Annotated in this window: 8 protein-coding genes; 7 read left to right on the top strand and 1 reads right to left on the bottom strand. The window is 45.7% G+C overall.

The window, feature by feature from the left end:
• Positions 1 to 7: 7 nt before the first annotated feature.
• Positions 8 to 784 (bottom strand): ParA family protein, encoded by a 777-nt coding sequence (locus tag ACZ45G_RS09560; RefSeq protein WP_464177412.1) that lies wholly within the window; start codon positions 782 to 784, stop codon positions 8 to 10.
• A gap of 184 nt (positions 785 to 968) precedes the next feature.
• On the opposite strand from ACZ45G_RS09560, the gene ACZ45G_RS09555 reads away from it, so the two are divergent.
• The 7 genes from ACZ45G_RS09555 (at position 969) to ACZ45G_RS09525 (ending at position 15,708) form a co-directional block, all read left to right on the top strand.
• Entirely contained in the window at positions 969 to 3,107 is a 2,139-nt protein-coding gene (locus ACZ45G_RS09555; protein WP_464177410.1) for a formylglycine-generating enzyme family protein, read from the top strand.
• Positions 3,104 to 4,018 (top strand): site-specific tyrosine recombinase XerD, encoded by a 915-nt coding sequence (gene xerD / locus ACZ45G_RS09550; RefSeq protein ID WP_464177408.1) that lies wholly within the window; start codon positions 3,104 to 3,106, stop codon positions 4,016 to 4,018. Before ACZ45G_RS09555 ends, xerD begins: the two co-directional genes overlap by 4 nt.
• A 283-nt stretch (positions 4,019 to 4,301) precedes the next feature.
• Positions 4,302 to 5,894: a PfaD family polyunsaturated fatty acid/polyketide biosynthesis protein gene (locus tag ACZ45G_RS09545; RefSeq protein ID WP_464177406.1), complete on the top strand. Its 1,593-nt coding sequence runs from the start codon at positions 4,302 to 4,304 to the stop codon at positions 5,892 to 5,894.
• Between the two features lie 114 nt (positions 5,895 to 6,008).
• Positions 6,009 to 13,736, top strand: a complete 7,728-nt coding sequence (locus ACZ45G_RS09540; RefSeq protein WP_464177404.1) for an SDR family NAD(P)-dependent oxidoreductase — start codon at positions 6,009 to 6,011, stop codon at positions 13,734 to 13,736.
• Positions 13,737 to 13,936: 200 nt separating this feature from the next.
• A complete protein-coding gene (gene rpsF, locus ACZ45G_RS09535) occupies positions 13,937 to 14,458 on the top strand; it encodes a 30S ribosomal protein S6 (protein WP_464177402.1) in 522 nt (173 codons plus the stop codon).
• Between the two features lie 16 nt (positions 14,459 to 14,474).
• Positions 14,475 to 14,750 carry a 30S ribosomal protein S18 gene (gene rpsR, locus ACZ45G_RS09530; RefSeq protein WP_464177399.1) on the top strand — a complete coding sequence of 92 codons (276 nt, stop codon included), beginning with the start codon at positions 14,475 to 14,477 and terminating at the stop codon, positions 14,748 to 14,750.
• Between the two features lie 28 nt (positions 14,751 to 14,778).
• Positions 14,779 to 15,708 carry a DUF2232 domain-containing protein gene (locus tag ACZ45G_RS09525; RefSeq protein WP_464177397.1) on the top strand — a complete coding sequence of 310 codons (930 nt, stop codon included), beginning with the start codon at positions 14,779 to 14,781 and terminating at the stop codon, positions 15,706 to 15,708.
• Positions 15,709 to 15,731 lie beyond the last annotated feature (23 nt).

The following is a 15,731-nucleotide window of genomic DNA, read 5'->3' as shown; positions in this document are numbered from 1 at the left end:
GGTCCCCTCAATTTTGTTTAAATACCAATACCATTTCCTTTGCAAAACTCAAGTATGCCGATGATGCTGGACTTTTTACATCGTAAAGTGCAAGGGGCATTTTTTTTTCAATGGCTCGTTTAACGGTTTCGTCTTCCGGAATAAAGGTGTGAGCTACCAAGTCTCGTGTTTCTGACAGGCTTTGATCTGCTAAAAATTGATTAATTTGCATATTTGATCTACACCGATTAAACAAAATATTGGCAATTTTCAAGGTTGTTTCATGGGTATCCCGAATATATTTTATCAATTGAAGCAAACAACGAAAGTCTTCAAAACCATTGTACCGGGGGCACATGGCAATGATTAGCCAGTCGGCTGCAGTAAGGGCTGCAACACTTAAAAACCCATATGAAGAAGGGGCATCAATGATGATATAATCGTAATCAGCCTCAATATCTTCCAGAAAAAGGCGTAATATCTTTTCGTTTGCAACCGTTCTGCCCAATTTTGATGCAACAGGGAAAAGATTAAATCCAGCGGGTAATATATCCAGACAATTAAATTGGGTATTCACAATAGCTTCAATAATCGTCGCCTTGCCACTTAAAACAGAAGACAGATCAAATGGATACCCCACAGCATTAATACCGGACCATTGAGTAACAGAGCCCTGGGGATCACAGTCCACAAGGAGTATTTTTTTTTTGTATAATGCAAGGGAAACCGCAAGGTTCAGCGCTGTCACGCTTTTACCAGAACCGCCCTTCTGTCCTGAAATTGTCAGTACATTGCCCATAACCATATATTTACGCACAATTTAAAAAAATATCAATCCCATAGTTTTATAAACCGCCATTTATAGCATATTTACACTGTCGACAACCAAGAATATCTATCCAAGATTTTGTCCTCTCCGGTTGAAATAATTAGATAGATATACCATAATGCCCAATCAAATTAACCTTTGTAAAAGGAGACCCCACCCCTTGGCCAATATAGCCATCTCACTTGAAGGCATTGAACAGGCAATTGAAAACCTGAAATACCGACCGGGTTCAATAAAACAAAAAGCGCTTTTAGCCATTCGAGCGTTCTATAATTCAGACGATGCGGTCAAGATGCTCAACCTCATTGACACAGATACCCTGATAAAAAATATCTGGGAGGTGGGAGATGATTTATCTAAAATCAAATCAAAAAGAAGAAATTTTTTCAGTCTTAAATCCTCCATCAACTCAGACTTGAAAAAACTGTCAAAAAAAGATCTAAATCCGGAAAACATCATTATTACCGATGCCAATATTTTTGATATGTCGGAAGCGGCAAAAAGCGACCTTTTAAACAGCTTTACAAATGCAGTAAAAACCGGTGATATTGACCTTGAACAGGCCACAGGGATCCTCAAAGCAGTTACCGATTTCCTTGAAACATTTCAAATGGATACCGCAAACGATAAATCTCTGGACATCATAAAAGAGATTAAAAAGATTCTTAACAAAATTTCCCATGAAGTTTTGCCGGATGAAGAACTCGAAGAAATCCAGGAAGAGGATTCCATAGAAGATGACATCATTGAGGAACTGGACGATGACACCGAACTGGTTGATGATGAAGACCCCATCGAGCTGGCCGAGGATGAGGAACTCAAAGAAATCCAGGAAGAAGAGTCCATAGAAGATGACATCATTGAGGAACTGGAAGATGACACAGAACTGGTTGATGATGAAGACCCCATCGAGCTGGCCGAGGACGAGGAACTCGAAGAAATCCAGGAAGAAGAGTCCATAGAAGATGACATCATTGAGGAACTGGAAGATGACACAGAACTGGTTGATGATGAAGACCCCATCGAGCTGGCCGAGGACGAGGAACTCGAAGAAATCCAGGAAGAAGAGTCCATAGAAGATGACATCGTTGAGGAACTGGACGATGACACAGACCTGGTTGATGATGAAGACCCCATCGAGCTGGCCGAGGACGAGGAACTCGAAGAAATCCAGGAAGAAGAGTCCATAGAAGATGATATCATTGAGGAACTGGAAGATGACACAGAACTGGTTGATGATGAAGACCCCATCGAGCTGGCCGAGGATGAAGAACTCGAAGAAGTCCAGGAAGAAGAGTCCATAGAAGATGACATCGTTGAGGAACTGGACGATGACACAGACCTGGTTGATGATGAAGACCCCATCGAGCTGGCCGAGGACGAGGAACTCGAAGAAATTGAACTTCCCGAGGGTGAAGACCTTGAAATGGTTGATGGACTTGATAAGGAGGAGCTCAAGGCACTTGATGACTTCAGAGAACAACGGGAACTTGCGCAACACTTTGATGACACCCTTGGGGAAAGAGAAAAGAAATTTAATGTCTATATAACAGTTCCCAAGGGGAACTATACCATTGGGACCCAAAAAAGTCTCAAAACCAGCCTGGAACTCCAACTATTTGAAATGCCGGAAGTCCATATCGGAAAATATCCGGTCACCAATTCACTTTTCGAAATTTTTGTTGACCAGACCGGCTATGTCACCACGGCTGAAAAAAAAGAATTTGGTATTGTTTACCATGCCAGATACAAGAAAACGGGCAAGACAGCTTCCTGGAGTAAGAGTGCTGGGTCTGAAAATGTAAAAGGTGCCTGCTGGCACCAACCATCAGGCCCTGGATCCAACCTCCACGGAAAGCGAAACCACCCGGTGGTTCAGGTCAGCATAGAAGATGCCCTTGCCTATGCCGCCTGGATCGGCAGGCGGATCCCCACTGAAGCGGAGTGGGAATCTGCCGCCAGAACCGATTTGGGATATAAATATCCCTGGGGAAATGAATTCAAACCGACAGCCCTCAACATCGAACAAAGCGGGATCTGTGATACCTGCCCCGTGGATGAATATGACGATGACGCCAATGAATTCAAAATCGTGGATATACTGGGCAATATCATGGAATGGACCTCTGATATGGAAGCCCCCCCGTTTAAGACAAAAAAAGACACCCGATACTGTATCGCAAAGGGAGGCGCATGGAATGCACTCCCCACTGTAACCATCAGTTCCCGGGCATTGTTTAAAGCCCAATTTTCCTCTAACACCATTGGTTTCAGATGCCTGTCTGAAATATTTCTATGAGCATTTCAAATTCCATAAATATTTTAATGGATGATTTGATCGAACAATATATAGATTTTCTAATAATTGAAAAAGGATTGTCCCACAACAGCATTGAATCCTATTCAACTGACCTGGCAGGCTATGGTGATTTCCTTGAAAAAAATCACATTATTGACATGGCCCAGGCAGATACCACTGTCATCCTGGCCTGGCTCATCCACCTGTCCAAAAAAGGTCTGTCTTCAAAATCCAGGGCCAGACACCTGATAACCATCCGGGGATTTTATAAATATCTTATCAGTGAAAAGCTTCTACGCAGCAATCCGGTAAAAGAGGTGGATATCCCCAAAATTGGCCAGGCACTTCCTAAAATCCTGTCCATTGCAGAAGTTGAAACACTGTTGGCAATAGGGGACGTGAGCACACCCAAGGGCGTTCGGAACCTTGCCATGATGGAAATCATGTACGGCGCAGGCCTCAGGGTGTCAGAATTAATTTTTCTTAAACTTCAGGACGTAAACCTTGATGCGGGTCTCTTACGGGTCATGGGAAAAGGGTCCAAGGAAAGAATTGTTCCCATTGGCAGCAAAGCAAAATCCATCACCCGAGAATGGATTGACACGCGTCCCCTGGTTCTAAAAAACATCCCAAGCCAATACCTCTTCATTGCCAGGGCTGGACGTCCCATGACACGCCAGGCATTTTGGAAAATCATAAAAAAAAATGCACTTCTGGCCGGTATTTCCAAAAATGTCACCCCCCATACCCTTCGTCACTCCTTTGCCACCCATCTGCTGGAAGGCGGGGCAGACCTGAGATCCGTCCAGACCATGCTGGGCCACTCAGATATTTCCACCACCCAGATTTATACCCATATTTCAAGGGAATACCTGATAAAAATGCACCAAAAATTTCACCCGAGAAATTAACCGCTCCAAAAAAACGACAACCCCAAAAAAATACAATTGGAAGAATCGCAATTAGAACGCTGAACGACGTACCCACAGGCTGATGTTAATAAACTTTCAAAAACCCCTGTAAAACTGGGCATTTACCCAAAAAAAGCCCAAAGCAACCATTGATTATTGACCCGCTTGTATGCTAAAAGGTATCCTTGTTTCAGCCATTGACCCAAAAATTGACCCAACCATTGAGCGGGAACGATGTCTGATACCCCTTAACCCAAGAACCTTAAGATTGATGATACCCTCTATGGATAATGCAATTGCTTTAAAAAACCAACTACTGCAGATATCGACACCTGCTTATATAACACAAACCAATGGCCAGCTCTCTTTTTCAACCAGGGAAGAGGCCCTGTTGTCTTCACCGGAAAGGAACATCTCCTCTCCAGGTAAGATTGCTTTTTTACCGGCCATTGGCCTGGAAAATCTTGGGGATAAAGCCTTTAAACGAAGACATGGCTTGACCTACCCCTATATTGCAGGGGCCATGGCAAATGGAATTTCCTCGGCCCAAATGGTTAAAACCATGGCAGAAAACGGCATGGTGGGATTCCTGGGTGCTGGCGGCCTTTCCCTGGAAAAAATAGAAGAAAATATCATTGACCTAAAACACAGCCTCAAGGAAAAACCCTTTGGTTTCAACCTGATCCACAGCTTAGGAGATCCGGACCATGAAATGGCCACGGTAAAACTCTACCTGAAACATCAAATCCGCTTGATCTCTGCGGCAGCATTCATGCGGATGACCCTTCCCCTTGTCTACTACCGGGTCAAAGGGATTTTCCGGGATAATACCCAAGAAATCATAACCCCCAACCGCATTATTGCCAAAGTATCCAGAATTGAAATAGCCCGACAATTTTTTGCCCCGCCGCCTGAAAAAATGGTGGCTCAATTGCTGGCCTCGAGCCTGATCACAAGGGAAGAAGCCGAGCTGTCCCAAGAGATCCCCATGGCCCATGATTTAACCGCAGAAGCGGATTCAGGCGGCCACACCGATAACAGACCGGCACTTACCCTTTTGCCCACCATGATTGGGTTAAGAAACCAATTCATGGAGATCTATCACTATACAACGCCCTTGTGCGTGGGAATGGCCGGTGGTATCGCCACCCCGGAATCAGCAGCCGCCGCATTCGGCATGGGGGCCGCCTATATTTTGACTGGCTCCATTAACCAATCCTGCGTGGAGGCCAACGTTTGTGAGGATGTCAAACGCCTGCTCTGCCAGGCAGAACAGGCAGATGTGGCAATGGCACCGGCAGCAGATATGTTTGAAATTGGTGCCAGGGTGCAGGTATTAAAACGAGGGACTCTGTTTCCGGTCCGGGCAGAAAAACTCTACCAGCTTTACAAAACCCATGCCTGTTTTGAAGAAATCAATGAACGCTCCCGGCAAGAGATTGAAGAAAAATTCCTCCTGACCGGGTTTGAACAGGCCTGGCAGTCCACCCGGCAGTTTTTTGAAAACCAGGGCAACCCCAAAGAAATCCAAAGGGCGCAAACAGACCCCAAATATAAAATGGCACTGGTCTTCCGATCCTACCTGGGCCAGTCCTCAAGGTGGGCTATCGATGGCATTCCCCAAAGGAAAATGGATTATCAGATCTGGTGCGGCCCCTCCATTGGCGCTTTTAACCAATGGGTCAAAGGCAGTTTCCTTGAGAGCCATGCAAACAGGAAAACCGCTGAACTGGCATTAAACCTCTTATTTGGGGCCTGCCTGTGCACACGGGCATCTTTTCTCAGAGCCCAGGGGATTGAACTGCCCCTGGAACTTACCACCTTTAAACCCTTACCAAAAAAAGAACTGCTGTCCCTTATTTCCATGCGCTCCTGATTGTAAAACTTTTGTCAAAAGCCTTGCCAATGGATGATTTACCCCTTTTCAAATAGTATATTGCCCATTATTTTTCACCCCTAACTTTACCCTAACGGTTGATAGATTATATTCATGGATAAGACTGACAAATCGGATAAATTTTCAAATAAAGACGCCATTGCCATCATTGGAATGGGGTGTATCTTCCCAAAATCCAGCAATCTAAAGGAATACTGGCATCTTTTATTCAATGGAATTGATGCCATCGAAGATATCCCGGACACCCATTGGAAAATAAAGGATTATTTTGACCAGGATCCCGGAAGCCAGGATCATGTCTATTGCAATCGGGGCGGATTTATCCCCAGCATTGCCTTTGATCCCTTAAGCTACGGCATTCCCCCCAATAACCTTTCAGCAACAGATACTTCCCAACTGCTGGGACTGGAAGTTGCAAAAATGGCGCTTGAGGATGCGGGTTATCCCATCAACCATCCCTATCTTGAAAAAAAAATTGTCAATGTGATACTAGGCGTCACCGGCACCCAGGAACTTGTGATTCCCTTGGGAGCAAGACTGGGCCACCCCATCTGGAAAAAAGCCCTGGAAGACTCGGGCATTGATCCTGAAAAAAAAGAAGAAATTATCCAGCGGATTCAAAGCGCCTATGTCCCCTGGCAGGAAAACTCTTTCCCAGGTCTTCTGGGCAATGTTGTGGCCGGCAGAATTGCCAATCGACTGAACCTGTTCGGCACCAATACGGTCAGTGACTCCGCCTGTGCCAGTTCCCTTTCCGCCATTCATACGGCTATCATGGAATTGTCATCCCACAGATGTGACATGTCCATCACCGGCGGGGTGGACACCCTGAACGATATTTTCATGCACATGTGTTTTTCAAAAACAGGGGTGCTGTCCCATAGCAGTGATATCAAACCCTTTTCAAAGGATGCCGATGGCACGGTATTGGGTGAAGGCATCGGCATGCTGGTTCTCAAACGGCTTGAAGATGCGAAACGAGATAACGACAGAATCTATGCCCTGATCAAGGGCATGGGAACCTCCAGTGACGGGAAAACCTCCGCCATTTATGCCCCCGAAGCAAAGGGACAGATACTGGCCTTAAAGCAAGCCTATAATCTTGCCAAAATTCATCCTTCCACCGTGGAATTAATTGAAGCCCACGGTACCGGCACCCGGGTTGGGGATAAGGTGGAATTTACAGCATTAAAAGCATTTTTTGACGATTCGAATTCAAGTGCTGCCAACGACAAAGCAACGACCAAAAGAAAGACAGCGACCAAGAACAAGACAGCAATTGGGTCGGTCAAATCCATGATCGGACACACAAAGGCTGCAGCAGGTGCTGCCGGTATCATTAAAACAGCTCTGGCCTTGTATAATAAAGTGATTCCCCCCACATTAAAAGCCGACACCCCGGACCCGGAACTGGATATCAACAATTCGTCCTTTTACCTAAATGGCCTCTCCAAGCCCTGGATGGCCAAGGCAGACGGCAGTCACCCAAGACGATCCGGTATCAGTGCCTTTGGTTTTGGCGGCAGTAATTTCCATGCAGTTTTGGAAGAATATGATCCGGTAAAATCCCATGTATCCTGGGACGGATCCGTCCAGATCCTTGCCTTTTCTTCCAACACCCGAAAGGATCTTTCGCTCAAGGTCAATGGGATCAAAAAACAGCTCAAGGCCTATACCGGTTCAGATTCAGGAGAAAAAAATCTGGCAATTGCCTGGCAGGCCTTTGAATCCAGACAAAAATTTTCCTGTGATGACGAATTCAGGCTTCTGATTGTCTTGAACAAAACAGATGACCTCTTTGAGTTAATTGAACGAGCCCTTCTTGCCATTACCCAGGAAACAATTTTAGATGGACCTGTATTTTTTGCCCAGGGCAAGCCGGTCGGAAAATTAGGGTTCTTATTCCCCGGCCAGGGCAGCCAATACACACAGATGGGCAAAACCCTGACGTCCGTATTTCCCGAAGCCATGGAAGCTCTTTCCCTTGCCCAGTACTGTTTTCAAGAGGAGAACAACACCCAGGACAAGGCTCTGGTGGACTATATTTTTTCCCCTCCCATACATTTAGAGACAAAAACTATGTCCGAAGACGCCTTGAGGCAAACCGATATTGCCCAGCCAGCCCTTGGGGCAATCTGCCTTGGTATGGCACAGATACTAAAACGATTCAGGGTCGAACCCGCCATGACCTGCGGCCACAGTTTCGGAGAATTATCCGCCCTTTATGCTGCCGGATGGATAGACAAAAAGAGTTTCTTAACACTTGCCGCTGCAAGGGGAAAATACATGGCAGCGGCTGGGGAAAAGACCACGGATTCCGGCAGCATGCTGGCCGTCCAAGCCCCTATCGAGGATATTGAAGCGCTGATTGCAGATGAATCCCTTGACCTTGTCCTTGCCAACAAAAACAGCCACATCCAGGGAGTGCTTTCCGGCAGTACCCGGGAAATAGACAGGGCTAAAGCCCTCTGTAAACAAAAAAAGATGAGGGCCATCAAGCTTCCTGTGGCAGCTGCATTCCATAGCTCCTTGGTTGAAAAAGCCGCCACCCCTTTTAAACGTTATATAGCCGACAAACACATAAGTCCCACCCAAATTGATGTGTTGTCCAATACAACCGGGTCTGAATATCCCCATGAGCCAGACCAGGTCAAGGATATCCTTGGCAACCACCTCATGCACCCGGTCAATTTTATCGACAATATAGAACAAATGAGCAAAAATGGGGTTTCCACATTTGTCGAAATAGGCCCCAAAGCCATCCTGACAGGACTTGTAAAATCTATATTAAAAGAAAAAACGTTCACTGCCCTTTCCCTGGATGCCTCGGGCGGTAAACGATCAGGCCTGGAAGATCTTGCACAGGTACTTTGTACCATTGCGGCCAAGGGTTTTTTGGTTGACCTGACCCAATGGGAAGAAAGAGTGGAAAAACCCGTGGCCAAAAAGATGAGGGTAATGCTCTCCGGGGCAAATCCCAAACCTGTAAGTAAACCGAATCCACTTCCCCCGAAGACACTTCAAAAAATAAATGAGCCTCCAAGGGCAGAACAGACCCGGCCTGAATCAGGCAGACCTGAACCAGGCAAACCTAAATCAGGCAAGTCTGAACCAGACAGACCCAAATCATACAGACCTGGCTTAAAAGGATCAGATATGCGATCACCCAGCGCTTTAAAAGAAAATCAGTCAACCGCTCCCACAGCCCCTTCTTTAGAAGCCATACACCTGGTTCAAAAGGGACTTGAGGCCATGCAGCAACTTCAGTCACAAACTGCCCAGGCCCATGAAAAGTTTTTGGAAACCCAGACCCAGGCCAGCAAGACCCTGGCCAGCATGATGGAACAGACCAGAGATTTTTTTACCAATGTTCCTACAGAAAGGCGGGCCCCAATTGCTGTGCCCCCGATGTCTCAACCCGAACCCGTGGCTTTGTCAACGGCGCCCATACCGTTTCAACCCCGGGTGCAAGAGACGCCCCCCCTTGAACAAACTGAACCCGCTACATATAAAGCGCCGGTGGCAATGACATCCGGTCCAATTTCGACCGATCCAATTTCAGCCGATCCAATTTCATCTTTACCAATTCAACAAATCCTGTTTGAAATCGTGGGTCGGTTGACCGGATTTCCAGTGGAGATGCTGGAACCAGACATGGATATTGAATCAGACCTGGGCATCGATTCCATAAAAAAAGTAGAAATTATTTCAGAGCTTGAACGGCAAATTCCCAATGGGGACGGCCTGTCCACCGACCATATGGGATCGGTAAAAACCCTGGCAGATATCTGCCGTGCCATTGCACCGCAAATGCCTGCCCCTACAGCAGATATACCTGCTCCCACAGCAGATATGCCTGCCCCCAAAGCAGATATTCCAACCCCCGCGGCATATCCCGATTCGACTGATTCCGATTCGACCGATTCCAATTCTTTGGGCACTGGAAAGATTTTCACCGTTCTTGTGGAGGCTATTAGCGAATTGACAGGCTTCCCTGTGGAGATGCTCGAACCGGAAATGAATCTTGAATCTGATCTTGGCATTGATTCCATCAAACGGGTGGAAATTCTTTCAAAACTGGAACAGGAACTGGATGATATCAATGCCATCTCCTCGGAAGACATGGCCAGCCTGAAAAACATCCAGGACATTGTCGAGTTTCTTACCCCGGACAATTCTGTTGTTTTAACTATAGTTGATGAAAAAGATAGCAGTAAAAAAAAAACTTCAGTCACTGACAATGATGAAAAATTAACCCATTCCCACACGAAATCTTTGCAAAAACCCCTTTTGAGACAGGAAATTGTCCTAAAAGAATACCCCACCAGCCAGATTCGGTTTTACAATGGTGCAAAAATTGAACTGCCACCCCAAAAAAAAGTTTATTTAACCCGTGACAACTCAGGGATAGCAGAACACTTTAAACAAGAATTTGAACGACAGCAAATACCAGCCGCTCTGATTGATATCAGCATTGACAACATTCCAGACCTTGTCGATGCCGCCGGAATTGTGATTATATCTGATTCATTTAAACACCCGGATTCTAAAACCGCAAAAACTTTTTTAAAAACGGCCTTTTGCCTGGCACAAAAGAATGCCCCCCATTTGATAGCTTCTGCCACCCAAAAAGGAGCATTCCTTGCCACCATAAGTTTTATGGGGGGCGGTTTTGGATTCAATCCCCCCTCATTTTCAGCCAGCCCGGTTTATGGCGGACTTGCCGGACTTACAAAAACAGCCGCTCTTGAATGGAAAAATGTATTGTGCCGGGCGCTTGACATGCCTGATTCTGTTGAACGCTGCACGGCCAATTCAGAAGCCGCCGTCTCTTTAATGATGACCCATGGTGCGGTTGAAATGGGGTTGGATGAAAACAGTTGTAATATTCCAACCCTTGAAAACAAAGCGCTACAAGAAGGGGCTGTTGATTTAGGTCCGGAGGATGTGGTTGTTATTACAGGCGGCGCCAAAGGCGTCACCGCAGAGTGTGCGGTTCAGCTTGCCCGGGCCTGTTCTCCCACCATCATCCTTGTGGGACGATCCGTGGAACCCTTTATAGAACCTGAATGGATACAGGGGTTTACCGATCCTACCAATATGAAAAAACAAATTTTATCCCATGGATTCCCAGACCAGAAACCAAAGCCTAGGGAGATTGAAAAACGATACCAGGAGTTTTTATCCAATCGAGAAATCCAAACCAATATAGACCGCATCAAAGCCTTTGGTTCCCGGGTAAAATACTTCCCCGCCGATATTCAGAACCCTGCCGCCATTGATGCAGTTTTCGCCCGGGTCCGCAAAGAATTCACGCAAATTTCTGCCATCATCCACGGCGCAGGCGTATTGGAAGACAAGCTTATCGCTGACAAACGCCTTGATCAGTTTAACCGGGTTTTCAATACCAAGGTGGAAGGTCTTGATGCCCTGGTAAAAGCAAGCCAATCTGATCCCCTTAAATATTTTGTTTTGTTTTCCTCCATTGCCGCCAGAACCGGCAATATGGGTCAGTGCGACTATGCCATGGCCAATGAAGTGCTCAACAAAACTGCCCAGCGACTGGCCATTGCCCGCCCAGACTGCCAAATTCTTTCCATGAACTGGGGACCCTGGGCCGGCGGTATGGTGAATGACGGTTTAAAACGAGAATTTTCAAAAAAAGGCATTGACCTGATCCCTTTAGATCAAGGTGCCCTGCAATTGCTCAAGGAAATGGGAAATCCAGATAAACGACCAATTGAGATTGTCATTGGTGCCCAGTCCGGCAAGACCCCATCAAAAGAGCCGGTTTTAAAAACGGTATTGAACCAATCCTTTGGGATTGATGCCTCTCCCATAATTGAATCCCACAAGATCGCCCGGGAACCTGTAGTTCCCTTTGCGGTGTTGATAGAACTTTTGGCCCATGCCGCTGAAAAAAACAATCCAGGTCTGGTATTTACCGGCATGGATGACATGCGTCTTTTAAAAGGCATATCACCCCGAAAAGAGGACATCAAAGTTCAGGTTAATCTTGGCAAATGTTGTCCCATGGAATCAGGATTCACCCTTCAGGGCAATATTACTTCCCAGGACCTTAATTCCAAGGATAATGCCAATCTCAATTTGAACCATGCCACCAGTGTCATCCACCTAAAAAACAGTCTGCCCCACCCCCCGTCGCTTTCAAAAGCGGTATTCATGGATCTTAAACCCTCTAAAATATCTGTTAAAAAAGCCTATGAAGATATCTTATTCCATGGAAAAGAACTCCAGTGCATCCGTTCCATCAACGGAATCTCTGCCAGGGGAATTGAAGTGGTCACCACACTGGCCCCCCACCCTTCTCAATGGTTTAAATGCCCCCACAGCAAGAACTGGGCAATTGATCCCATGATGCTGGATGCGGCTTTCCAGGCCGCCATTTTATGGTCCCATGAAATAAAAGGTCAGGTCTGTCTTCCCAGTTTTCTGGCAAGCCTTCGCCTTTATTCTTCCCATAAAAAACTCAAAGGAAACGTTCGTATTCTCTTCACGGTCAACGAAGAAACCCACCATAAAATCAAGGGATATTTCACTTTTCTGGATGAAACCCAGACGGTGGTTGCCAGCATCACCGGGTTTGAAGCCATCATGGACCCCTCGTTGCAAGAAAAATTTAAAAACAAACCTCTCTTTTCAAAGGAGAGCATCCTGGCCTTTGCCCAAGGGAACCCTTCAGAAGCCTTTGGTGAACGCTACAAAGTTTTTGATACCCAAAGGCAGATTGCACGACTGCCGCGCCCCCCCTACTTTTTTATGGATCGGGTGATGAAGGCAGATCATCCCCAGTGGAAAATGCAACCCGGTGGCTGGGTCACGGTCCAATATGATATACCCGAGGATGCCTGGTATTTTGCGGCAAACAGAACCCAGACCATGCCCTTTTGTATCCTCCTTGAAATAGCACTCCAGCCCTGCGGTTGGCTTGCTGCCTTTGCAGGCTCTGCCCTGGAAAGTGATGAACGCCTCCATTTTAGAAATCTTGGGGGGACTGCCAAGGTGTACGAACCCATATCCAATAATTCAGGAACCCTTACCATTCGAAGCCGAATGACGGATGTTTCCAAGGCCGGCGGCATGATTATCCAGAATTTTGAAATGCAGGTAAAAAACGGTGACCACAAGGTTTACCAGGGGACAACCAATTTTGGTTTTTTCACAGGCGCATCCTTGTCCAACCAGGTGGGTATCCGGGACAGTGAGTTTAATCGCAATGTCATGTCTCAAGCGGATGCCCCCCCCACTGTCTTTGCCGATGATGCCCCCATCACTCCGGATGACAAACAAACAAGCCAAAATTCCGGTATGCCGGCCAAGGCCCTAAGGATGATTGACCAAATTGAACAAATGGATCCTGATGCCGGCCTTTATAAAAAGGGCTATATCAAGGCGATTAAAAGAGTTGATCCCAAGGAATGGTTCTTTGATGCCCATTTTTACCAGGATCCGGTCTGCCCCGGATCCCTTGGGGTAGAATCTTTTTTACAACTGCTCCGTTTTTTTCTATTAAGAAAATTTGATATCCCGGCAGATGCGTACACCTCACAGATGACCCCTGACCACACCCATGAATGGATATATAGAGGCCAGATCATTCCATCAAATAATATCATTGAGGTCCATGCCCATATCAAAGAGATATCTATGGTTTCAAACAGATACACCATCACCGCCGACGGATGCCTGACCGTTGACAATATCTGTATCTATGAAATGAAAAATTTTTGTATGGAATTTGTTCCTGTAACACAAACGACGGAACCGCATTTATTAAAACAAATCCCGGAACAAAAATAAATTCATTCTCCTATTCAGATGAGGTATAATTCTCATCTACCCCCAATGGCAGATATCCAGACGGCAAGATTCACCTTGACCCGAAACAGGTTTAATGATATACAGAATGGTTTTACAAACACTTGAATGGCAGGTGTTTTTTTTAACATTAATCCTTGCTCCGGTAAGATGCCGGGGCTTTATATCCGTAAGGAGACAAAATGAGGAAGTATGAAACCGTATTTATTTCTGACCCTGATCTTCAGGACCAAGCACGCTTAGACCTGTATGACAAAGTCAAAAATATCATTACCAAGGAAAATGGTATTCTTTTAAATTTTGATGAATGGGGCAATAAAAAAATGGCCTATGAAATCAAAAAAAAATTACGGGGCAACTATGTATGTGTAACATACGGTGGCACCGGAGACCTTGTAAATGAGCTTGAAAGAAATTTTCGTCTTACCGATGATATTTTAAAGTTCATGACAATCCTTCTTTCCGATGATGTAACTGTCGAATCCCTTGAAAAAGAAGTTGCAGAGGCCCAGGAAGCGGCAGAAGCAGCAGAGGCAGCAGTTGAGGAACGGGCAAAGGCAGAAGCAGTCAAAACTGAAGCCAAAGAAGCTGCGGCTAAAGAAGCTGAAGCCAAAGAAGCTGCGGCTAAAGAAACTGAAGCCAAAGAAGTTGCGGCTCCAGAAGAGACCGAAGCGGCCGAAGAAACCAAAGAAGTCAAGGACTGATTGAAGGAGAAATATTATGTATAGAAATCAAAGTCAAGGTCAAGATCAAAGAGGTGGCGGTAAAAATCGATTTTATCAACGAAAAAAAATCTGTCGATTCTGTGTAGACAATGGTCTTGAGCTCAACTACAAAAACCCGAAAGCCTTGAGGCAATTCATCACTGAACGGGGAAAAATCATGCCCAGAAGAATCACAGGAACCTGCGCCAAACACCAGCGCAAACTGTCTCTTGCGATCAAACAAGCCCGTCAGATAGCACTGCTGCCGTTTGTCGGCCGCCCCATGCATTAATAAAAGACAATTAGCTGGAGTATTGCAGGTGACCCGTATCATAACACCCCCCCTTGTTGTAAAAGAAATCATCATGGGGATCTCTTTGTGCATTTTGATTTTTACAATCATTTTTGCATTTCCCCTGTTGGGGGTGTTTGCACTGCTGTTCCTTCCCCTGCCGGTTCTATTTTACAGGCTGAAATTAGGAAGAAACAGCAGCTATGTCATTGTGGGCATAAGCTTTATTGTGCTTCTCATTATGACACAGGGACTTGCATTTGACATACTCTATTTTGGATCGCTTCTGATGACGGGCTTTTTCCTCGGGGAATGTATTGAACGGCATTTTGGCATTGAAAGAACCATGATTCTCACAGGTTTGTGCGTTGTGGGATCTGCCTTTGCTGCCTTTATACTTTACACGATTTTTCAGGGTCAGACCATGACCGCAATCGTCTCCGATTACCTAACCCGCTATTTTGCTCTGACGGCCCAGCTATACACGGACATGGGAATCGAACAAAGCCAGGTAGAAACGCTGAACTCAGCATTTCTCATTGTTCTGCCCGGAATGTTTTGTGTATCCTTTGTGGCAACCATGTGGATGAATATCCTGATTATCAAACGTCTGTTGTTGAGAAAAGGAATCCAGCTCAAAAACCTGGACAACCTGAATCAATATAGAGCACCGGACACCCTTGTCTGGGGAGTAATTGTCCTCGGGTTGATCTTGTTTTTGCCCATGGAAGCACCCAAATATGTCAGCATCAATTGTCTGATCGTTTTAATGCTTGTTTATTTTTTTCAAGGAATTGCTGTTGTATCATTTTTTTTTCAAACAAAACGATCCCCCACTGCACTAAGGATGTTCTGTTACAGCCTGATTGCAGTTCAGTTATACTTTTTAATCCTGGTCATTGGCCTGGGTTTTTTTGACAACTGGATCAATTTTAGAAAACTTGGTACACACGAGTGATAAAAGAAAACTAAAAGTCAGCC

Source organism: Desulfoconvexum algidum (genome assembly GCF_055382125.1).
Note: the sequence above shows the minus strand (reverse complement) of the source record. Positions and strands in the feature narration are given on the sequence as shown.